Here is a 19,648-nt window from a genome sequence, read left to right on the forward strand (position 1 = left end):
TTTTTCATAACTCTAGTAGTATGTATAGTAAAATGAGCTAATTTTTTAAGTGAGTTTATAAAATAATTGCTGGATGTTTCCCATTTGTTTGTATTTGCCCGTATGTATATACCCCTCGATAAAAGTTCTCTCGGTCTAACATGCGTTTCACTTGTACTTTCGTAAACCGCTTCCCTTTCTCTGTACAATAGCCTTCCCTATTCAGTCGTTCTGCCAATTGAGTTAGCGACCAATGCTTAAAAAAGTGTCGTAGCTCAAATAGTCTACGTACAACGATTGCTTTATTAGTATCCACTTCTAACACTTTTTGTCCTTTATTTGCTCTGTAACCAAACATCACACCGCCCCCCGCATATCCACCTTGTTCCGCTTTCTTCTTTCTCCCTCTACTTAGTTTTAATGCAATTTCAAGACGTTGGTATTGGTCTAATAGCTCTAACATGCCATTTACTAAAAAGTCATTGGGGTCATGTGTATATATACTGTAATTCGGTTGTTCAATTGCTTTCACATCTACCTTGTATTTCTTTAGCTCTCGTTGTATTAACACTTTTGCCATATCAGAGCGCCATAACCGAGATGTATTGAGTACAATCACGTGCTTCACTTGTTGATATGCCATATCTGACAATAGTTCTTGTAAGCCTTCACGTTCAACTGTTAATCCATTTTCATCAACAGTTGCGCCACTTAGTCCTCTATCTTCATATACATGAAGCAATTGTAAGTTGTTTTCCATACAGTAACGTTCGATTTCTTCTACTTGATACGCTAAGCTGTATCCGTCACGTACTTGTCCTTCTGTTGAAACTCGTACATAACCCACTACTTTCTTTTCCATATTGAGTCCTCTCCCGTTACAGCAATTAAAGTTCCTGTAACGTTTACCCGTTTTTTGCGGATAACGTGTGCATAACGTCCATCCGTTAAAACGTACTTTACGATGACTTCAAAAAATAATACAACCCTTTATTTTTTCCTCTACTATCGTCGTACACTGTACATAGCCATTACAATCTATAAAACAACAATAAAAATTTAACACTTAATGCACTTATAAAATTATAGTGCTCTTTTAAATTTCTACGCTAAAACGCAATAAAGCACTTGTTGTCTTTAATTGACAATCAAGTGCTTTACGTTCCTATGTTTTTAAGTAGCATTAAATTTGTAAGTTTTGTAATAACAGTATGACACCTATTGTATGCCATGACACTACTATGTTAAAACTTACGAGTTTGTACGAGTTCGTTAGTTTCATATACATTCCATGTGTTTATATTCATCACCCAGTAAAATATCATCTCGCCAAAGCTCGTACCTCTTTTTCTATTCTATCATTGTACATAGTACTCCATGATGGTACAACCATCATGAGTCTCTACTTTTAAACCACTTATTGTTTTTCTTTTCCACTGCAATTATATTTTGCTTTGCATTCACCTGTTTATGCCCTTATATAAATTTAAGTTAAGCACCACAAACCTTATCTATTTTCTTCATCATACTCTAGGAATAAATCTTGTAAGTCACCATTAACAGGATCACTATTATCATTAATAGTTAATTCAAACTCTACCTCTTTATCTTCAATCATTACCCCTTCATCTATTACACCTAAAACTGTTGATAAAGTGTCAACTTCTATTTGCTCAATTATTTTAAATAATACGTCTTTATTTTCATTAGAAAGTTCTGTATAAAATTTCAGTGCTTCCTTCCAATATGGATCAGTCACTTCATTAATATTCGTATTCAAAAATAGTTCACGATAAGCTGTTAAATTCTCCCGTATTACTGATTGATGTAAATGCTTAATAATATCTTGTTTATTCATGTCTTCTATTTCCTCCTTAATTCAGGGTATAATTTTTTATTCAATTCAATAAGTTTTTTAATTTGAGAGTTTGGAATATCTGGATAAACCCTTCTTAATTCCATAATATCCCTTGCTAATAATTGTCTTCCATTCTCAATTCCTTTTGAACTTCTTGATACTATTCCTTTTGGTCCTCTGATTGTATGTCCAACTTTTGGTACCAATATTGCTGGTGCAACTTTTGGATCATAATCCGCAATAAATTTTTTCATGATAGCTTTTTGTCCAATATGATGCGCATCTAAACCTGGTACACCTTTTATTTCATTATAGAGACCTACATCATATTTAGCAGCTTCACCCGTACCCTTACCACCATCTTTAGACTTCGCAAACTTATAATAAGCTTCTATTAATTCGCCTTGAGGTATTTTGGTTACGATAGTTCCACCAATACTAGAGAATGCATAGGAAGCCTCTCTCTTAAATGATTGTAACATTTCAAGTGTAGGCTTCAATTCTTTTGCTAGTTTTACTGCATTAGCAAATGTACTTACTCCACTTGATGCTTTTGCTCCTTTTGTGATATGGCCTACTTTATTTAGTGCCCTATCGCCTAATATTGTGGTAGCTATTTGTGTTAATCCATAGGTAGTCAATTCTGTACGACTCTCTGCATCTCCCTCTATCATATCTCGTTTTATTTTATTTGAAAATGCATGCCACATATTTTTTGCAGTTTCATCCAAATGGAAAAGTGCATAGGTTACATTAATAAAAGTTCCTATGTCCATATTACTTAAAGCTATTGCGGACTCGATTTCATCACCAATAGCTTTCCCCGATCCTCTTTGAATAGCTTCCCACATCTTTTTCGCTGTTTCAAACGTGCCAACTATACTGTCTGTCGCATCGTCCCAAGCATTTCTAACCGGAGATTTCTTCTCAATTATGTTATTTATTTCTATATCTTTAATTGACTGATCATTTTTTCGAGCTATTTCTTCTATAATCCCCTGAATCGAACTCACCCAATCCATATTCAACCCTTGTGTACTAAACGTACCACTCACAGGACTAAATCCTTTCCCACTTTGCACTTCAGCGAGTCCGGCTGTGATGCTAGCTGCTAATTGGAGAGCGGTGCTGTAGTTGTTGCTGGATGAATGATTGAATTCATATAAATGCTCTAGTTTTTCTTCCAGTTTTTTTCTCATTGCACCTAATACCGTTACAATCGCACTTACTCCGGGCATTGGTGTAAGTACTGCTATTGCTTCTATACTTGTAATCGATTGATTAATTCCCCTTATTTGTTCTCTTATTTCTTGTTCAATCACATCTGTCGAAGCAACTTTCGCTTGGAACTCATTTGGAAATGCTTCATTTTGGCGAATTAATTCTTCACATAAGCATATGATTCCTTGCGCTAATGGCCGAAATGTTTGGACAAGGTAGGCTTTTGCACTACTGTATGTTTGTCCTTGTAATACTGTGTCTATCGCAAAGGCATCAATAGATTGAATGACTTGTTCCATACTTTGAATCGTAGCATTACATATAGCGTTCATACTTTGAGTTTGACTTTGTACTTCTCCCAAATACATGTTTAAACTCATGTATTGGCCTCCCTTTGTAGTTGCTGCTGTTCATAGGAAAGGTCGTTTTCTTTCTCACTGAGATGCCGTTTTTCTTTAAGCAACGTCTCTTTTTCAATTTCTAATTCGAATGTAAGTTTTCTTTCATACTGTCCGATTTCTTGCCGCATATTCGTAAAAAGGTGAAACACTTCTTTGTCGCCGTGCCAAGTTTCTAGTATTCGGTTAAATAAACGATTGCTTCTATTTTTCCATTCATGAAAACTAGCCTCGGCTCGTTCTTGATTTTGCAGCGCAATTCGGTTTTCATTTTGTTCTTCAAATATATTTCGTAATTTTTGATTACATTGACTGATTCTCTTTTCAATTTCTTGACTCATCTTTTCTCCCTACCTTTTCCCCTTTACGTAGGTTGTTACATTATTGAAAAGTCTTTTGAAGTCCTGTATCCATTTTCTCAAATTCATTTGCTACGGAATGGATATTATCAATTGTTTGTTGAAAAGCAGTACAAAATTGTTTCGTGATCTGTAAATTTTGTTGATTTGCTTCTTGTGCCTTGAAGTTCACAGATAGTGTAGTACGCGTTGCCTTATTTATAGAGCGACTAGTAGCACTTTGCATTCTATCTGAAGCATTTCTCATTTTCGTTGCAAGTTGCGTTGCCGTATGCAAATTACTTTGAAATTCTCCCATTACTTACTCCCCTCTACCTTTTATTTACAAGAAAATTATAACACGGAAAAATATCCCAATAAACCAAATGTTCGAATTTAACATACAATTCACCACAGTTACTGAGGATACGAGCAACACTTATCAATCAACATAACTGAGTCCAAAATGGATTCTACTTATACAAAAAAGATGACTTCAGCCATATGCTAAAGTCATCTTTTTCTACCTTATTATTTTACTAACTCTCCATTATAAGCTTTTATATCAAGAGGAGCAGTTAAAAATTGTGCTGCTTTACTAACGAAAGATGTGAAGTGTTCACTCGTATTATGGCTCGCAACTGCTGCTTCATCTTTCCATACTTCTACCATCGTATAAACACTTTCTTTTTCTGTATCTTTATATAAGTCATAAGATACATTTCCACTTTCTTCTCTTGAACCATGAATGAGTGGCTGAATTTCTTCTAAAAATGCTTGTTGTTTTGCTGGGTCTACTTGAAATATTGCGTGAATAATAATCATGGTGCTTCCCCTCTCATCTTTCACTTATTGAAGTTCTTTTATAAAATTACTTCCACTCTGCAACTTTTTCAATTGGAAGACGTACTGATTGGTAACCACTGTCTGCAGCTTTCCCGATTGAAATTAACATAACTGGTACGTAGCGTTCTTTATCTAGTCCAAATGCTTCTGCGATTTGGTCTTTTTCAAATCCACCAATTGGACAAGTGTCATAACCGTGCGCACGAGCTGCTAGCATAAATTGCATTGCTACAAGACCACCGTCAATTAATACTGTATCTTTCATTACTTCTGGTGTAACCATAGAGAAGTAAGCTGAAAGTTTTTTCATTTGGTCTTCTTTTACTTCTGCTGGCATTAAGCCACGCTCTACTGCTGTACCGTAAATTTCCTCTGCGTTATCAAAATTGTTTAAATCACCAAATAAAGCAATCATTGCTGAAGATGTTTCTACTTGAGATTGATTGAATTTCGCAAGTGGCGCAAGTGTTGCTTTCGCTTCGTCACTTTCAATCACTACGAATCTCCATGGTTGCATGTTTACTGAAGATGGTGCAAGTGTTGCTTCTGTAAGAATTTCTGTCATTTCTTCTTTGCTAATTTTCACTGAAGGGTCGTACTTACGAATTGAACGACGTCCTGTTAAAATTTCGTTAAAATCATTTGTTTTTACTGAGTTAGTCATAGTTGTATTCTCCCTTTTTTATAATTCTTTTATATTTTCTTGAATGTGATTTAACATATTTAAAAGATTATCGCGTTCTTCCTCACTTAATCCTTTAAATGCAGATGCTGCAAAACGTTCTTTTTCTTCTTGAAACGCCTGAATTTTATTTCGCCCCTCTTCAGTAAGAGAAACTAACGTAATTCTGTTATCATCTGGATTTTTACGTCTTACAATCATTTCATTGGCCTCAAGCTGCTTTAAATGCCTTGTTATCGCAGCATTATCAATATTCACTTCTTGCTGAAGTGCTTTTTGACTAATTTCACCTACTTCAAATAATTGAAGTATAAGCTCTAATCGAGACTGGCTCATACCCGTACACCCTTCAAATTTCGAGCTTACTTCTTTATTTAGAAAGTGTAATTTATATAAAATAATCGCTTCTTTTGAGCATGAACTTGTCAAATTAACCCTCCTTTACAATCAAAATAAAAACATTTGATGTATCAATAGTTGATATGTCAATTAATATAATCTATATCGATTTAGAATGCAAGCATTTTGTTTTTATTTTATTTTTTCCAAATTAAGGCGCTTTGTCTCGTTACAAATAATGTTAATTGCACTATAATAGTAATAATTTAAATGACTGGAGAGTGATTGTAATGCGGCAATACACAAATAGAAATGAGGAAATGAAAATGGAAAATGAAATGAGGATATTCATAAATGACAACAATAAATATAGGGATTGTTGCGCACGTAGACGCTGGCAAGACGAGTTTGACTGAGCGTATTCTTTATGAAACGAATGTGATTAAAGAAATTGGCCGAGTAGATAGTGGCAATACACAAACTGACTCAATGGAATTAGAAAGACAACGCGGAATTACGATTAAAGCATCTGTCGTTTCTTTCTTTATTGATGATGTAAAAGTAAATGTCATTGATACACCTGGACACGCTGATTTTATCGCTGAAGTGGAGCGATCATTCCGCGTTCTAGACGGTGCAATTTTAGTTATCTCTGCCGTTGAAGGTGTGCAAGCACAAACAAAAATTTTAATGCGAACATTACAGAAACTAAACATACCGACAATTTTATTCGTTAATAAAATTGATCGTAGTGGAGCAAACACTGAAAAAGTTATGAAACAAATAAAAGAGGTTCTTTCAAATGAAGCATTCCCCTTCTATTCTGTTCTAAACGAAGGAACGAAAGAAGCCCGGATCATTGAATACAAATCATATGACGATTGTATGGAACTGTTAGCACCATTTAATGAATCATTACTTGAATCATATGTAAATAACGAAATAATACCGGACGCACTACTAAGAGAAAAACTAGAACAGCAAATACAGCAAGCAAATGTGTATCCAATCTTTTTCGGTTCAGCAATGACAGGTATAGGAGTAACTGAAATACTTGAAAAACTTCCGGCCCTAATGCCAGCTCTTACATCGGCACAAGAGGAACCATTATCCGGTGTTGTTTTTAAAATTGAACGTGAACCTTCTGGAGAAAAGGTTGCTTATATAAGAGTTTTTTCAGGTAGCTTACATGTTAGAAAATATGTTGATATACAACGCGATGAGTCTCTACCACATAGGGAAAAGATTAAAAAAATGTGCATGTTTCATAACGGAAATGCTGTTCAAACTTCTACCGTTCCTAGTGGCGAATTTTGCAAAGTGTGGGGACTGAATGATATAAAAATTGGTGATATTATCGGTGAACGTACGGATTATATAAAAGATATTCACTTTGCCGAACCACAAGTGGAAGCAGCGATTGATGCGGTACCTAAAGAGCGAATTCATGATTTATACGCTGCACTTATGGAACTCTGTGAAGAAGATTCACTCATTAAAGTGTGGAAAGATGATGTTCATAATGAACTTTATATTCGCCTTTTCGGTGAAGTACAAAAAGAGGTTATCGAAACAACACTTTATGAGAAATATAACTTACAGGTTACTTTCTCAAATACGCGAGTTGTATGTATTGAGAAGCCAATTGACGCAGGGAATTCTGTTGAAGTAATGGGTGAAAAAGAGAATCCTTTTTACGCAACAGTCGGATTCAAAGTTGAACGTGGTGAACTTAATTGTGGCATAACGTATAAATTAGGTGTTGAGCTCGGCTCACTACCTTTAGCATTCCATAAAGCGATTGAGGATACGGTATTTCAAACGTTAAAACAAGGATTATATGGATGGGAAGTTACAGATATTATCGTCACGTTAACACATACTGGTTATGCTAGTCCTGTTACAACAGCGAGTGACTTTAGAAATTTGACACCGATCGTATTAATGGATGCTTTAAAGCAAGCTGAAACATATGTATATGAACCGGTAAACGAGTTTGAATTAACTGTACCGGAGTACGCAATTAGTACTGCAATGTATAAGCTTGCTGCCATTCCAGCAACTTTTGCAGAGCCTATATTCAATAACAATTTTTATCAGCTAACAGGATTATTACCTGTTGCGAAAACAGAGGATTTCAAACGAATGCTACATTCATTTACTGAAGGAGAAGGCATATTTATAACGCAGCCAGCTGGTTTCACAAAGCTTATGGCTCCCTTCCCTACTCGAAAACGTGTTGATTATAATCCGCTGAATCGTAAGGATTATTTACTTCATGTTTTGAAGGCTTATTAAAGTAAAAGAGGTGCAATTCGCACCTCTTTTGCATGTATTAATAGGTTAGTTTGTCCTAACAACTTCTTTAAGTTTTCCTATTATTTTCGCTATAGCCTCAATTGAATTTTCCGTTTCATATCCCCCAACATTTACAGAATGATTTGCATTTTTGACAACTTCAATCTGTAAATTCGTTTTATATAACTGATCAATTTGATCTGCATTGTATTGGTGATCTTTATCCCCAATTACTAAAAGCCCTTCGTGACTACTATGTAAAATAGAATCAAAAATGGAATCAAAAGTTAGTAAAGGTGTAAGTACTATCATTTTTGACTGTAAAAAATCGTCTCTCCTCATTAAATCATTTGCAATCGGAATTGTTCCAAGTGACTTCCCTAAAAACATCGTCTCGTTGTACTGCTCATCTTTTAATACTTCATTTATTACCGGATTAATATCATCCATCATTACTTTCGTTACTTCTTCCATTGGTTTATTCATTAATTGTCCATCATAAGAATAATGAATATGTACAACATCTATTTTATGTTCAAGCATTAACATCGTTGCGTAATAAAATAACGGCTTATCATAATTGTATCCTGAACCTGAAAACATAAAGCAAACGGTACTAGAACCTTTTTCGATATGTGTGTAACGAATTACTTTGTCATTTATATGTACCTCTTTTTTAGTTCCCTTCACCATTTTCCCCTCCGAATACATTTACTTTTTTAATACTATATGTTCTGTGTGAACTGATACATCCTTTACTTTCTCTTTTATAAATGCAGGCTGTAAGTTATATGTATGCAGTTCTTCTACTGGCACCCATCTAAACAAATACGTTCTACCCTCTTCTTCCAAAATATATTGATCCGCTCCACTCGCAGGTAACTCATGTAGCTCTACTTCATAATAAAAACTAATTTCTTTACACTTTCGCTCAGAAAGTGTAAAGAAATTTTCTACTGACCATATTAACCTTTTCCTTTTAATAGGAACACCTATCTCTTCCGCAAGCTCTCGTTTTAATGCATCTTCACTATTCTCTAGCATTTTTACTCTACCGCCGGGTACATACCAAAAATCTTCACCGTCACCTTGCAGAATGAGTATTTTATTATCATGTTTACAAATTGCTCCAACGCGGTAATTAAAACATGTTTCCTCAACTTTAAACGTAAGATCCACACCCATTCCCCCTTACATATTTTTTAAATATCGAACAATTACAAAACCAATATATATGTGCTGTACAAATAAGATTACTAAATTTCTCTAGTTCGTTCAATAATTTTCGAACTTTCCAAAAACGATGCACATCATTTGTCATCACAAGTATAAATACATATGTCACAATTACTGCGCACACTTTGGAAGCAGTATGGGGACGAATGCATCTCTATCAATACACAAAACTGAAAAATCAAATAAGTTTCAAGAAATCATTGTAAAAGATAAAGTGAAACATCAATAAGTGGAGTTTTTATCTTTTTCCTGTTGTTTTTAAATATAGTTAAGACATTATTAAAAAGACGCAAGGTCAACTTATGTGCTAATTAATTCTTTTTCTAGAAAAAGCGTCTTTTATTGCACTTGTTACTACATTTAGGAATAATAAAATAGCCATAACTGCCGTTAGTACATTAAATTGCTTTGTTTTATAAGGAGCGAACCATTCCGTAAAGAACTCTGAATTAACGAGACGTTCCCCAACTCCTCCTTCCTTGAAGTTCGGTATCCACGAATTCATATCAAGGATGATAAAAATTAGTTGCATAACGAAAAATGCTCCAATAGTTTTCAGCCAATTTCGTATTCGACTAGGACGCTCTTTTTTTGATGTCATTTAAACCATCCTCCTTTTAGAACTTGCTATTAAAGAGCCTTGTTCTGATAGATACGAATAGATAATATCCATGAAACCCCATAGCACCCCACTGCTATGACAGCAAATAAAAGAAATAATTTCAAATCTGAAATCTCTTTTAAAAAGGTCAGTACGCCATTAGCATATTTATTTAATAAATATGGAGTATTTCGCATTAAATATATAACTCCAATAGATAAAAATATAAAGACTGGTACAAGTGTTTTCACTTTAAATGCAACAAAAAATGGGATGTAAAATGCTGTTATCAGCATGACTGCCAAGAAGCCTAGTATGTAACTTTCTATGGAAAGTTGAAATTCCATGCTGTCTAAAATGAAATATTTTCCAACTAAACAAAATGGGATGATTACTATTGTAAAAAGTAAAGTTCCAACGTATTTTGAACTTATAATTTCCTTCCTAGTATACGGTAATGAGTTTACTAAAATATTAGCATTATCTTTATCATCAGATTGATATGTGTTAATTACAAAAACGGCACTACAAATGATTATGACATATGCTACATCCATGCCGGCCCACAAATAGGTAACTAGAAATAAGAGATAAGCAGGCAAGAAAGTTTTTTGTAAAATCAAATCCTTTTTAATTAAATTAAGCATCTTGAATCCCCCTTTTTCATGAAATACATAATATCCTCTAAACTTGGTTTTTCAATCACCACATCCTTATCAAATAAATTTTCGATAGAATGTGCATTTTCAATCAATCCCTCGAAACCTGTATTTGCCTTACGTACAGAAATAAATTCACGCTCAGTATCAAACTTTAACAAATCTAGTGGTCCTTTGACTAAAACATAATCCTCTGCAATGGCATAAATATCTTTTGTGAAAATATGCTTCCCATTTTGAATAAATGTAATATAATCGGCAATGCGGTCTAAATCCGTTGTAATATGTGATGAGAAAAAGATAGTTTTCTCTCCATCCTGCATAATATTTTGTAGAACATCCAATAATTCTCTTCTGAATACAGGGTCAAGTCCAGATGTAGGTTCATCCATAATAATTAGTTCAGCATGATGTGAAAGGGCAATTACGAGAGAGGCTTTCATTTTCATTCCTTTGGAGAATGTTTTCATTTTTTTATTTAATGGTAATTCGAACAGATCTTTATAATATGTAAATTGGTTAAAATCCCATTTTTTATAAGCAGGCGCAATGATTTTAGTAATTTCCTTTAATGTGAGTTCATCATAAAACACATTATCGTCATAAACGAAGCCAATTCTTTCTTTAATTCGTTTCGCATCAGTCGAATAGTTCATGCCAAATAAGGAGACGTTTCCACTATCCGGGTTTATTAGATTCATAATCATTTTAATCGTTGTAGATTTACCTGATCCATTTCCTCCAATAAAACCTGTAACAAATCCTTTTTTTACTTCCATCGAAAAATTGTTTATTTGAAACCCTTTAAAAGATTTACTGACATTTTGAAGTTCTATTACGTTTTCCAAGAGTTTTCCTCCTCGTATAAAATTGTAAGCATTTCTTTTAGCTCATTTAAAGAAACATCCATTTGCTTAGCATTTTGAATCGCTTCACATAACTTTTCTTCAACTGTTTTTAATTTTTCTTCTTTCATAGTTTCAATGTTTTGTTCTGCTACAAAGGACCCTCTTCCGACAATTGAATTAATAAAACCGTCTTTTTCCAGTTCTTCATATGCTCTTTTCGTTGTAATAATACTTACTCGTAAATCTTTTGCTAACTGACGCATTGAAGGAAGAGCATCTCCTTGTTTTAAATCACCTAGTAAAATAAGCTTTTTTATTTGGGCACTAATTTGTTCATAAATAGGTTCCTTTGAAGTGTTCGTAATAGTGATTTGCATGCAAATACCTCTTTTTGAAAATATTGTATATATACTTTATATACAATATATACTATCGTACATTTCAAATCAACAGAAAATTTCCAAAATATAGTCACAAACACAATCTAATAATGTAATTAATACAACTTATTTATACAGGTCTTCCTTGTATTAGCCGGATTTTGAGGCGGCGGTCTTGCTACTAGCTAATACACGATAAAGACTTCGTTGTGTTTTACAGAAAAATTGGCACAACTGATAGTGTGAAAAAGAAAGAGTTTGAAATAGAAGAAAAATTTGAGAAAGTTGATATCAAGTTAGACTAGGATGAGGATGACGAAGAAGGACTGAAAAATATGTTTTCTAAGCTGTGGGGAATGTACGAGGAAGAACCAATTGAATTATAAATTCACATACGAAAAACACCTTGTTTCTTTAGTAACAAGGCGTTTTTTCTTAATACTAGGTTTAAATTGTTATCTTTCCGCTCTCCCACCACTCCATAAAAGTCTTTAAAGAAGGAGCAACCCACGTTCTACTATCATTTTCATGATTCCATACATATATATCATCTCTTTGCACTTTTCCATTCAAAATGGAATATCCAAACAAATCATCATTTCCGCCATCAGTAAAAAATAATAAACAGTCAAAAGGCATGTATAAATCCTTAAAATCAACTATATTTCTCATATTCATATTTTCAGTTTTAATTTTTGAAGCAGATCATATAAAGTCACCGTATTCACCTTCTATACCGTTTGTTTCCTGTAATAATTGATATAAATCATTCGGTAACTCCACATGTATACATTGTTGTATATCAGTAAGTTCATCCTTCGTAGCTGGGTTTTTCAAGCTTAAATTTGATGAGATACTGTGAATGGTGTCTTTCCACATCACCTTTTCCTCCTTATGTGCAATCAAGCACATTCAAAGAACTCCGCTAAATTTATTGATACCATCTTTCTAACAATTTCTTCTCCCTCTCGCCTGAAATACCTGCTTTTAATTCCCATTCTTCCGTACTCTCCATCCACTCATACACATCTGTAACTGTCTCTTCTATTCTTCTAAAAGTAAGCCCTTCATTAACCGCACTTTCGATACAAATAGAAAACCCACCTCTCCACGGCTTCTTCTCACCATCTAATGGGAAAGTTTCTGGAATCCACAAAGGCATTTCTGTCCAAGGCTGCACATTATGTTCACTCATAAATGATTCGTCTACCCAAACAAATTCAGCATCGCTATTCGTAACTTTTTTACACGTATTTAATAGCTCTTCCATCGTCAATTCATCATTCGGACCTGTTATATTGAATGTACCTGCTTTATTATTTTCTGCCATGTTGAGTCCAAATCTCGCGACATCTTTTATATCAACTATCTGCACTGGACGATTATTTCTTCCTGGAACTAACACGTTACCTCCTTTTGCTACACGCTGAATCCAGTATGGAAGTCGATCTGTATAATCGAACATTCCTGAAAGAAGTCCTGCTCTTACATGTAAAACACGCCCCGGCCAATACTTCTCTGCTTCTTTTTCGCATAATACTTTCAGCGCACCATAATGCTCATAAGGAGATATTTCACCATTCTCTACAGCCTTTATTTGCTCTTCCGTCGGTTCAGGTTGTAATATATAGTCTTCTTTTATGTCATGCGGAATCCAATCTTTATATACGGAAAGGCTTGAGATGAATACATAGTGTTCAATATTATCTTTAAGCACTTCTCCAACATTCCTAATATGATGTGGAGAAAATCCACACGTGTCTATGACAACATCCCACTTTCGATTTTTTAAACTTGATACATCGTTATTTCTGTCACCGATTAACTGCTCCACCTTAGAAAAAATTTCTTTGTTTGTTCCTCGGTTAAATAACGTAATTTCATGCCCTCTCTGTAAAGCCTCATCTACAAATGCTCTTCCTAAAAATCGTGTACCGCCTAGAATTAATATCTTCATAGTTCTCCCCCATTCGTGATTAATAACCCTTCCTAATGTTTAACGATTTTTTATTGAGGAAAGTTACGGGGCGCGTTTAAATTTTTCTACAAGTTCACCATTACTCTTTTAAAAGTATATACTCTTTGATTAATCTCCATCTATCCTTTGCTTCTGGCACAACTTCAGAAGCCATCACCACCACCAATTCCTTCTCTGGAATACAACAAATCATATTCCCACCATCGCCCATTGCACAGTATAAAAAGATTCCATCTTCTTCTCGTAACCACCATAAGTAACCATATTGATTTTGGTTCATTGTTGTCGATTCTTTTATCCATGATTTTGATAGAATTTGTTTTCCATTATGAATACCTTTATTCAAATACAGCTGTCCAAACTTCGCCATATCTTTAACAGTTAACGTTAGTCCCCATCCGCCCGTCGAAATACCATTTGGATCGTGAACCCATCCTTTCACATCTTTTCCGAATAAGTCATCGAATCCAAATGCTTTCATATTGTAGTTTGGAATTTCTCTCATACCGAGTGGCCGAAATAAGTATTCATTCGCAAATTCACGAGCACTTTTTCCTGTTGCACTCGTGATAATTGCTGATAGTACATGCGCTCCTGCAGATGAATATTTTAAAGATCCAATTTCTCCGCCGTTCCCCATTCTATTAAGTGTATACTGTACCCAATCCTCTTGTGTACATAGTTCTTCTAACGGTTCCTGCCAGTCTACAAAAGGATATGGAGCTGTCATAGTAAGGAGATGCCGCACTGTTATTTCAGATGAATTACAATTATATTCTTGGAAAAATTCTATTACTTTTTGATCAACACTTTTTATATAGCCTTTATCTATACATATCCCAATTAGCGCAGAGATTATCGTTTTTGTGACTGACGCTACATGAAATGCATCATCTGAACCGTGCCCGTTATAATATTTTTCAAAAATAACATTACTTTTCTGCACTACTAACATACCATTCATATTTTTATATTCTTCTTTTATAATCTGTTCTAACTTTTCAGCAGTTTTCATTATTCTTTCCCCTTTAACCTATGATTAAAAAGGTTCGATAGGTACATATATATCAACTATATGTTTATGCTTTGGATGCTGCTTTGGATCATTTCTATATACTTCAAAAGGATACGAGTCTCTCGGTTTATATCCGCTATTTGGCAGCCATTCACCGTATAAGAAATCCCATGCTCCTTTATATTCATCTTGGAATATTTCAAAATGACCTACTGCATACTTGCCTGAAGGTATTACCATTATTCCTATGTCGTTCGTTTCTATTGGGGATTCATCTGGAATTGTTATACATAAACTTGTTCTTAAATGATAGTCCTCAGTAAATTCATGATGATCGTGGTAAATGGTTAATACTTTCGTATCCTCAAATACATGATAGTTTTGCTTAGCTGCGTAATGAAATAGTTTCTCTATCATTTCTGGAAAAGCAATAGTTAACTCTTCATATGTACCGATATGTCTTATGTATGCGACGTTTATATTATCCGCTGTTACAATTTCAATATCTCCTCGAACCTTCTTACATTCATTGTATTGAGGAATTCCCCTTACGTCTTTGCAATTCTTGCTATTGTTGTTTCGATATTGAGACGGACTTACTCCGTAATAATTTTTAAATGTACGGGAGAAAACTGCTGAATCTGTGAAACCAAAATGGTAAGCAATATCGGTAATCGTCATATCTGTGCGATATGTAAGTAGATTTGTTGCCCTTTCTAACTTCAAGCGATTCACATACCGAGATAACGGCTCGTCTACTATTCCTTTAAAAATTCGATGAAAATGAAACTTTGAAAATCCTGCTATATCCGCTAACTCTTCAATTGAAAGTGAATCATTTATGTGTAATTCTATATAATTTTGTACTTTGTATATGCACTGTAAATACTCATTTCTACTTTGTTTACTCTCCATACTTCTAGCTCCTCACAACAAAAAGGCTAACTTTTCGCTAGCCTACTTTTACACATTTTTCAAAAATAAAACTCTACTCCCGCCGTTCCCATCATAATTTGTATGTACCGATACACCCTCTATCTCATCATCCCCAGCCTCAATTTGAAAGCCAATCTCCCTATGAAACTGTATCGATTTTTTATTAACCGGTGACGTGATTGCTTTTATAACTTTACGATTGTTTGCACTAGCTACATCGAAGAAATAAGAATACAATGTCGATGCGATTCCTCTTCTTCTATACTTCGGATTTACTCCAATAAAATGAACGTACGCTTCCTCTTTATGCGTTTGTGAGAAGAATCCGCATAAGAAACCTAACGTTCCTCCCTCTTCTTCAATGATAAAACTCGTTTCCTGAAAATGGACGAAGAACAATTTCGGCAACATACTAGCCATATCTCTCCCGCCCCACCATTCATTTAATACGGAATGAATCTTTTCATAATCTTCCCCTTGGATGTTTCTTACTCGCATATGTTTCTCCCTCTCACTCACTTCATTTTTTCATAAATTTTAATGACTGTTTCTACTAAAAGGATGAATACCCATATCCCGCAAAATACAAGAACAGACTGGAATAAAGAACCTAGCATAACAATACTTATTAAACCTAATTCTGGGCCTGAAATGGACATTTCATCAAATCCTATATTATGTATAAATGGACCGGTTGAAAAAGCCATTAAAATAGATGCTATTAAATAAATCACACTTATTATTTTTAATATTTTTATAGAAAGATACGAAGTTTGTTCTTGCTCCACTTGTGATAATTCGATTTCACCGCTCGCAATTCCTTTTTGTAAACAGTCCTCACATAGAAATTCTTCCTTAATTTTTTTACCACCGTGCAATGTACCTGTAATTTCTTTACAGCGCGAACACTTTCGATTTATCATTTTGTTATCACTCCAATCTCGTAAGATTATACTTATACAATTCTGTTTTTGCCTTATTATTCCTTTTGTGTATTTTATAGAGAGGTGACGTGTCTTATGATATCTAAACTTATTTTTGGTTATAAAAAGCCTACTGAGCAATATGTATTACGGCCTAGTTGTTATGCAATTATTTTTAACTCAACTTCTTCAAACATTGCTATTATCCAAAAAGGAGACCGTTATTTTTTACCTGGTGGCGGTATGGAAGGTACCGAAACAAAAGATGAATGCTTACATCGTGAACTACTAGAGGAATTAGGATGGGCAATTGAAATTAATCAATATATCGGTAATGCAATGCGATATTTTTATGCGGAAAAAGAAGATACATATTATTTAAACGATGGATTCTTTTATATTGCGAACATGGTGCAGACACAAACTGAAAACTGTGAGGAAGATCATGTTTTGCGGTGGATGTCTCCTTTACTTGCTGTAGAGCTTCTCATTCATGATCATCAAAAATGGGCTGTTGAACAAGCGCTTTTATTACAAAAACCAAAAGGATCTCCTTCTATATGAAAGAGATCCTTTTTATTGTTAACTTACTTTTTTCAAATTGAGAGCTGGCTTTTGAATTCCACCCTTTTTTACAACATATAAGCCGATAAAGATTATAAGTCCGCCAACGAGTTGCATCATGTTGATTTGCTCTCCGATAGTTACTGCCGCGAAGATAACTGCGAACAATGGTACAAGATACATATAAACCATTACTTTCGTTGAGCCTATTTTACTAATACCGACATACCACATTGCAAGTCCGAAGATTGTCGCGAAGACGATTGAATATGCTAGAGACCCCCAGCTTGGCATGTCTACTGGCCACGTTAATGTATTTACGTTGAATAAACAATATACAACGAGAGGTACAATTCCAATTAAAGTTGACCAAGATGTGACTCTCATTGCGGAATATTTTGTTATAAGAGGTTGCGCTAATATTGGGTACCATCCCCACGCAATCGCTGCGACTAATCCAATTATGTTTCCGAGCCACGCATATTCGTAAGTAGCTCCTCCTGTATGCCCTGTTAATAAAACGAATGCTGCACCAACAAAGGCCACTATTGAACCAATTTGTACTTTCATCGAAAAACGTTCTTGTTTGTGCAATACTGCTAATATCCCTGTAAAAATAGGTGACATTGCAATTAATAATGAGGCGTTTGTTGCTGAAGTATATTTCACAGATAGCATAAACATCGTTTGATACATTGTTGTACCAACGATACCGACTGCTACTAATCGTAACCAATCTTTTCTTTCAATACGTAATGAGCGTTCCATTATAAAAGTAATAAGTAATAATACCGGTGATGCTACTAAAAATCGTAAACTATTAAATTGAATGGATGACATAAATGCCACTCCATACTTTCCTATTGTATAATTTGCTCCCCATACTAATGCAACTGATACTAGGAGCCATTCCATTTGCCATCGTTTCATCCGAATCTCCCCTTCCCTATTTAGCATAGTAAAATTGGCTGGATATAACACCGTCCAATTGGCTGTTTTTTTACCCAGCCAATTTGCTATACTTGATGTATATAAGAGATACGGAGGCGTTTTTTATGGAATGGAAACTAGATAGTGACAGTAAAATCCCTATTTATCAGCAAGTTGTTGACTTTATTGAAAAACGTATTACATATGGAGAACTTCCTCCAGGAAGCTTCCTCCCTTCAGAACGGAAATTAGCTACGCAGTTAAATGTAAACAGAAGTACAGTAACGACTGCTTATAATGAACTACGTGCTATGGGAATTGTAGAAAGTACGACTGGTAAAGGAACACGCGTGAGTACACATATGTGGGGTGTTTCTCCAACATTAACGCCGAACTGGAGAAATTTCGTAGAAGGTGGTACTTTTTTACCAAACTTACCACTACTTCGCCATATTCGGGCAGAAGTACAACAAAATGAAAATATTATTGATTTTGCAAACGGAGAGCTCGGTTGTAATCTTTATCCCCACGATCAACTACAAGCGATTTTACGTGAACAACCGTTAACGCATTCATTAAGTTACGATCATCCGCAAGGCTATCTCCCGCTAAGACAAGCGGTCGTAAAATATATGAAGGAATATTTAAAAGTTGAGGCGACTGAACAATCCATTATGATTACATCTGGCGCACAGCAAGCACTTCACCTTATCGTGCAATGTTTATTAAATCCAGGTGATGCTGTTGCTTTCGAAAGTCCTTCACACTGTTATTCCCTGCCTCTATTCCAATCAGCAGGTATTCGTATTTTCCCATTACCTGTTGATGAACACGGCATTAACCCAGATGATGTACAGGAGTTATATAGAAAGCACCGCATTAAAATGATTTTTTTAAATCCAAATTTCCAAAACCCTACGGGGACGATGCTTCATCCAAACCGTAGAAAAAAACTATTATCACTTTGTGCAGACTTACGAATTGCGATTGTGGAAGATGATCCGTCTAGTTTACTTACGCTAGAAAAGAAACAACCTTGCCCTACTTTGAAATCAATTGATGAAAATGGAACTGTCATTTATGTACATTCTTTATCAAAAATGATTGCACCAGGCTTACGAGTTGGTTGGCTCGTTGCCCCGCAGTCTGTAGTAGAAAGGTTATCCGACGCAAGGCACCAAATGGAATTAGGTATGAGCATTTTCCCACAGTGGCTTATGCAACAATTTTTTGAAACTGTACCATTTCAGTCGCATATCGTACCGTTACGAAAACAACTAGCAGAAAAAAGAGACGTTATCGTTCGCGCCTTAAACGAGCAACTTCACGATAAAATCTCTTTTTCAAATCCGACCGGTGGAATATACATATGGGGAAAATTAAAAGAACCGATAAACGAAAAACAACTTATTATGCAAAGTTTAAAACAAGAAATTGCTTTTATGCCAGGTAGTATTTTCGGCGCAAAAGATGGTTATATACGTTTATCTTATGGAAAAGTGAATATTAATCAAATTGAGGAAGGTATTTCTCGTTTGCGGGAGGCTATTTTGGTTTGTGGGAAATAAAATAACTTTTTAATACATTTAAAACTTCTTTATTCATTAACTCCAGATAAT

At 34.8% G+C, this 19,648-nt stretch carries 23 protein-coding genes and 1 pseudogene; 3 read left to right on the forward strand and 21 right to left on the reverse strand.

Annotated features, from left to right (window positions below; translation table 11 throughout):
- Window positions 1-55: 55 nt before the first annotated feature.
- From ACS2QP_RS17060 to ACS2QP_RS17095, 8 genes are all read right to left on the reverse strand, one after another.
- Window positions 56-841, reverse strand: a complete 786-nt coding sequence (locus tag ACS2QP_RS17060) for a recombinase family protein (protein ID WP_000412791.1) — start codon at window positions 839-841, stop codon at window positions 56-58.
- Window positions 842-1,486: 645 nt separating this feature from the next.
- Window positions 1,487-1,837: a hypothetical protein gene (locus ACS2QP_RS17065; RefSeq protein WP_017560553.1), complete on the reverse strand. Its 351-nt coding sequence runs from the start codon at window positions 1,835-1,837 to the stop codon at window positions 1,487-1,489.
- Window positions 1,838-1,842: 5 nt separating this feature from the next.
- Window positions 1,843-3,438 (reverse strand): T7SS effector LXG polymorphic toxin, encoded by a 1,596-nt coding sequence (locus ACS2QP_RS17070; RefSeq protein WP_332284333.1) that lies wholly within the window; start codon window positions 3,436-3,438, stop codon window positions 1,843-1,845.
- On the reverse strand, window positions 3,435-3,797 hold the full coding sequence (locus tag ACS2QP_RS17075) for a DUF3958 family protein (protein ID WP_000076582.1): 363 nt from the start codon (window positions 3,795-3,797) through the stop codon (window positions 3,435-3,437). Before ACS2QP_RS17075 ends, ACS2QP_RS17070 begins: the two co-directional genes overlap by 4 nt.
- A 40-nt stretch (window positions 3,798-3,837) precedes the next feature.
- On the reverse strand, window positions 3,838-4,113 hold the full coding sequence (locus ACS2QP_RS17080) for a TIGR04197 family type VII secretion effector (protein ID WP_000503639.1): 276 nt from the start codon (window positions 4,111-4,113) through the stop codon (window positions 3,838-3,840).
- Window positions 4,114-4,325: 212 nt separating this feature from the next.
- Window positions 4,326-4,619 carry a putative quinol monooxygenase gene (locus ACS2QP_RS17085; RefSeq protein WP_000583804.1) on the reverse strand — a complete coding sequence of 98 codons (294 nt, stop codon included), beginning with the start codon at window positions 4,617-4,619 and terminating at the stop codon, window positions 4,326-4,328.
- 46 nt (window positions 4,620-4,665) lie between these two features.
- A complete protein-coding gene (locus tag ACS2QP_RS17090) occupies window positions 4,666-5,304 on the reverse strand; it encodes a nitroreductase family protein (protein ID WP_000185391.1) in 639 nt (212 codons plus the stop codon).
- An 18-nt stretch (window positions 5,305-5,322) separates the two neighbouring features.
- On the reverse strand, window positions 5,323-5,751 hold the full coding sequence (locus ACS2QP_RS17095; protein ID WP_000204162.1) for a MarR family winged helix-turn-helix transcriptional regulator: 429 nt from the start codon (window positions 5,749-5,751) through the stop codon (window positions 5,323-5,325).
- A 264-nt stretch (window positions 5,752-6,015) separates the two neighbouring features.
- On the opposite strand from ACS2QP_RS17095, the gene ACS2QP_RS17100 reads away from it, so the two are divergent.
- On the forward strand, window positions 6,016-7,959 hold the full coding sequence (locus tag ACS2QP_RS17100; RefSeq protein ID WP_438882666.1) for a GTP-binding protein: 1,944 nt from the start codon (window positions 6,016-6,018) through the stop codon (window positions 7,957-7,959).
- A 45-nt stretch (window positions 7,960-8,004) separates the two neighbouring features.
- Here the strand turns inward: ACS2QP_RS17100 and ACS2QP_RS17105 are convergent, their stop codons facing one another.
- From ACS2QP_RS17105 to ACS2QP_RS17160, 12 genes and pseudogenes are all read right to left on the reverse strand, one after another.
- Window positions 8,005-8,670 (reverse strand): alpha/beta hydrolase, encoded by a 666-nt coding sequence (locus ACS2QP_RS17105; protein ID WP_438882667.1) that lies wholly within the window; start codon window positions 8,668-8,670, stop codon window positions 8,005-8,007.
- Window positions 8,671-9,138 (reverse strand): NUDIX hydrolase, encoded by a 468-nt coding sequence (locus tag ACS2QP_RS17110; protein WP_438882668.1) that lies wholly within the window; start codon window positions 9,136-9,138, stop codon window positions 8,671-8,673. It abuts the gene before it with no gap.
- A 364-nt stretch (window positions 9,139-9,502) separates the two neighbouring features.
- On the reverse strand, window positions 9,503-9,796 hold the full coding sequence (locus ACS2QP_RS17115) for a YfzA family protein (RefSeq protein ID WP_063547746.1): 294 nt from the start codon (window positions 9,794-9,796) through the stop codon (window positions 9,503-9,505).
- Window positions 9,797-9,825: 29 nt separating this feature from the next.
- The gene (locus ACS2QP_RS17120) at window positions 9,826-10,443 is read right to left on the reverse strand and encodes an ABC-2 transporter permease (protein ID WP_000933348.1); all 618 of its coding nucleotides are present in this window, start codon (window positions 10,441-10,443) and stop codon (window positions 9,826-9,828) included.
- Window positions 10,431-11,303: an ABC transporter ATP-binding protein gene (locus ACS2QP_RS17125; protein ID WP_438882669.1), complete on the reverse strand. Its 873-nt coding sequence runs from the start codon at window positions 11,301-11,303 to the stop codon at window positions 10,431-10,433. The genes ACS2QP_RS17120 and ACS2QP_RS17125 overlap by 13 nt, the downstream gene beginning before the upstream one ends.
- Window positions 11,291-11,680, reverse strand: coding sequence for a GntR family transcriptional regulator (locus ACS2QP_RS17130; RefSeq protein WP_001167463.1), 390 nt, complete (start codon window positions 11,678-11,680; stop codon window positions 11,291-11,293). The genes ACS2QP_RS17125 and ACS2QP_RS17130 overlap by 13 nt, the downstream gene beginning before the upstream one ends.
- Before the next feature lie 450 nt (window positions 11,681-12,130).
- Window positions 12,131-12,562 (reverse strand): annotated as a pseudogene (locus ACS2QP_RS17135) (SMI1/KNR4 family protein).
- Between the two features lie 52 nt (window positions 12,563-12,614).
- On the reverse strand, window positions 12,615-13,640 hold the full coding sequence (locus ACS2QP_RS17140; RefSeq protein WP_438882670.1) for an SDR family oxidoreductase: 1,026 nt from the start codon (window positions 13,638-13,640) through the stop codon (window positions 12,615-12,617).
- A gap of 100 nt (window positions 13,641-13,740) precedes the next feature.
- Window positions 13,741-14,676, reverse strand: a complete 936-nt coding sequence (locus ACS2QP_RS17145) for a serine hydrolase domain-containing protein (protein WP_438882671.1) — start codon at window positions 14,674-14,676, stop codon at window positions 13,741-13,743.
- A 24-nt stretch (window positions 14,677-14,700) separates the two neighbouring features.
- On the reverse strand, window positions 14,701-15,591 hold the full coding sequence (locus ACS2QP_RS17150) for an AraC family transcriptional regulator (protein WP_438882672.1): 891 nt from the start codon (window positions 15,589-15,591) through the stop codon (window positions 14,701-14,703).
- A gap of 48 nt (window positions 15,592-15,639) precedes the next feature.
- On the reverse strand, window positions 15,640-16,110 hold the full coding sequence (locus ACS2QP_RS17155; protein WP_438882673.1) for a GNAT family N-acetyltransferase: 471 nt from the start codon (window positions 16,108-16,110) through the stop codon (window positions 15,640-15,642).
- A 17-nt stretch (window positions 16,111-16,127) separates the two neighbouring features.
- The gene (locus ACS2QP_RS17160; RefSeq protein WP_332284325.1) at window positions 16,128-16,535 is read right to left on the reverse strand and encodes a DUF3980 domain-containing protein; all 408 of its coding nucleotides are present in this window, start codon (window positions 16,533-16,535) and stop codon (window positions 16,128-16,130) included.
- A gap of 96 nt (window positions 16,536-16,631) precedes the next feature.
- Here ACS2QP_RS17160 and ACS2QP_RS17165 point away from each other — a divergent pair, with 96 nt between their 5' ends.
- Window positions 16,632-17,099 carry an NUDIX hydrolase gene (locus tag ACS2QP_RS17165; RefSeq protein ID WP_000623966.1) on the forward strand — a complete coding sequence of 156 codons (468 nt, stop codon included), beginning with the start codon at window positions 16,632-16,634 and terminating at the stop codon, window positions 17,097-17,099.
- An 18-nt stretch (window positions 17,100-17,117) separates the two neighbouring features.
- Here ACS2QP_RS17165 and ACS2QP_RS17170 read toward each other — a convergent pair whose 3' ends face one another.
- Window positions 17,118-18,029 (reverse strand): DMT family transporter, encoded by a 912-nt coding sequence (locus tag ACS2QP_RS17170; RefSeq protein ID WP_332284324.1) that lies wholly within the window; start codon window positions 18,027-18,029, stop codon window positions 17,118-17,120.
- 125 nt (window positions 18,030-18,154) lie between these two features.
- On the opposite strand from ACS2QP_RS17170, the gene ACS2QP_RS17175 reads away from it, so the two are divergent.
- The gene (locus ACS2QP_RS17175) at window positions 18,155-19,597 is read left to right on the forward strand and encodes a PLP-dependent aminotransferase family protein (protein WP_000454919.1); all 1,443 of its coding nucleotides are present in this window, start codon (window positions 18,155-18,157) and stop codon (window positions 19,595-19,597) included.
- Window positions 19,598-19,648: the final 51 nt, after the last annotated feature.

Source organism: Bacillus cereus group sp. Bce019, from assembly GCF_051781745.1.
In the GTDB taxonomy this organism is placed as follows: Bacteria; Bacillota; Bacilli; order Bacillales; family Bacillaceae_G; genus Bacillus_A; species Bacillus_A cereus.

What these genes read in the sequence shown, in the direction of transcription:
- ACS2QP_RS17145 (WP_438882671.1), bottom strand. Translation starts at nt 14,676, where the DNA reads ATGAAAACTGCTGAAAAGTTAGAACAGATTATAAAAGAAGAATATAAA.
- ACS2QP_RS17085 (WP_000583804.1), bottom strand. Translation starts at nt 4,619, where the DNA reads ATGATTATTATTCACGCAATATTTCAAGTAGACCCAGCAAAACAACAA.
- ACS2QP_RS17075 (WP_000076582.1), bottom strand. Translation starts at nt 3,797, where the DNA reads ATGAGTCAAGAAATTGAAAAGAGAATCAGTCAATGTAATCAAAAATTA.
- ACS2QP_RS17100 (WP_438882666.1), top strand. Translation starts at nt 6,016, where the DNA reads ATGACAACAATAAATATAGGGATTGTTGCGCACGTAGACGCTGGCAAG.
- ACS2QP_RS17170 (WP_332284324.1), bottom strand. Translation starts at nt 18,029, where the DNA reads ATGAAACGATGGCAAATGGAATGGCTCCTAGTATCAGTTGCATTAGTA.
- ACS2QP_RS17115 (WP_063547746.1), bottom strand. Translation starts at nt 9,796, where the DNA reads ATGACATCAAAAAAAGAGCGTCCTAGTCGAATACGAAATTGGCTGAAA.
- ACS2QP_RS17120 (WP_000933348.1), bottom strand. Translation starts at nt 10,443, where the DNA reads ATGCTTAATTTAATTAAAAAGGATTTGATTTTACAAAAAACTTTCTTG.
- ACS2QP_RS17065 (WP_017560553.1), bottom strand. Translation starts at nt 1,837, where the DNA reads ATGAATAAACAAGATATTATTAAGCATTTACATCAATCAGTAATACGG.
- ACS2QP_RS17165 (WP_000623966.1), top strand. Translation starts at nt 16,632, where the DNA reads ATGATATCTAAACTTATTTTTGGTTATAAAAAGCCTACTGAGCAATAT.
- ACS2QP_RS17070 (WP_332284333.1), bottom strand. Translation starts at nt 3,438, where the DNA reads ATGAGTTTAAACATGTATTTGGGAGAAGTACAAAGTCAAACTCAAAGT.
- ACS2QP_RS17175 (WP_000454919.1), top strand. Translation starts at nt 18,155, where the DNA reads ATGGAATGGAAACTAGATAGTGACAGTAAAATCCCTATTTATCAGCAA.
- ACS2QP_RS17080 (WP_000503639.1), bottom strand. Translation starts at nt 4,113, where the DNA reads ATGGGAGAATTTCAAAGTAATTTGCATACGGCAACGCAACTTGCAACG.
- ACS2QP_RS17155 (WP_438882673.1), bottom strand. Translation starts at nt 16,110, where the DNA reads ATGCGAGTAAGAAACATCCAAGGGGAAGATTATGAAAAGATTCATTCC.
- ACS2QP_RS17160 (WP_332284325.1), bottom strand. Translation starts at nt 16,535, where the DNA reads ATGATAAATCGAAAGTGTTCGCGCTGTAAAGAAATTACAGGTACATTG.
- ACS2QP_RS17105 (WP_438882667.1), bottom strand. Translation starts at nt 8,670, where the DNA reads ATGTATTCGGAGGGGAAAATGGTGAAGGGAACTAAAAAAGAGGTACAT.
- ACS2QP_RS17060 (WP_000412791.1), bottom strand. Translation starts at nt 841, where the DNA reads ATGGAAAAGAAAGTAGTGGGTTATGTACGAGTTTCAACAGAAGGACAA.
- ACS2QP_RS17140 (WP_438882670.1), bottom strand. Translation starts at nt 13,640, where the DNA reads ATGAAGATATTAATTCTAGGCGGTACACGATTTTTAGGAAGAGCATTT.
- ACS2QP_RS17150 (WP_438882672.1), bottom strand. Translation starts at nt 15,591, where the DNA reads ATGGAGAGTAAACAAAGTAGAAATGAGTATTTACAGTGCATATACAAA.
- ACS2QP_RS17130 (WP_001167463.1), bottom strand. Translation starts at nt 11,680, where the DNA reads ATGCAAATCACTATTACGAACACTTCAAAGGAACCTATTTATGAACAA.
- ACS2QP_RS17090 (WP_000185391.1), bottom strand. Translation starts at nt 5,304, where the DNA reads ATGACTAACTCAGTAAAAACAAATGATTTTAACGAAATTTTAACAGGA.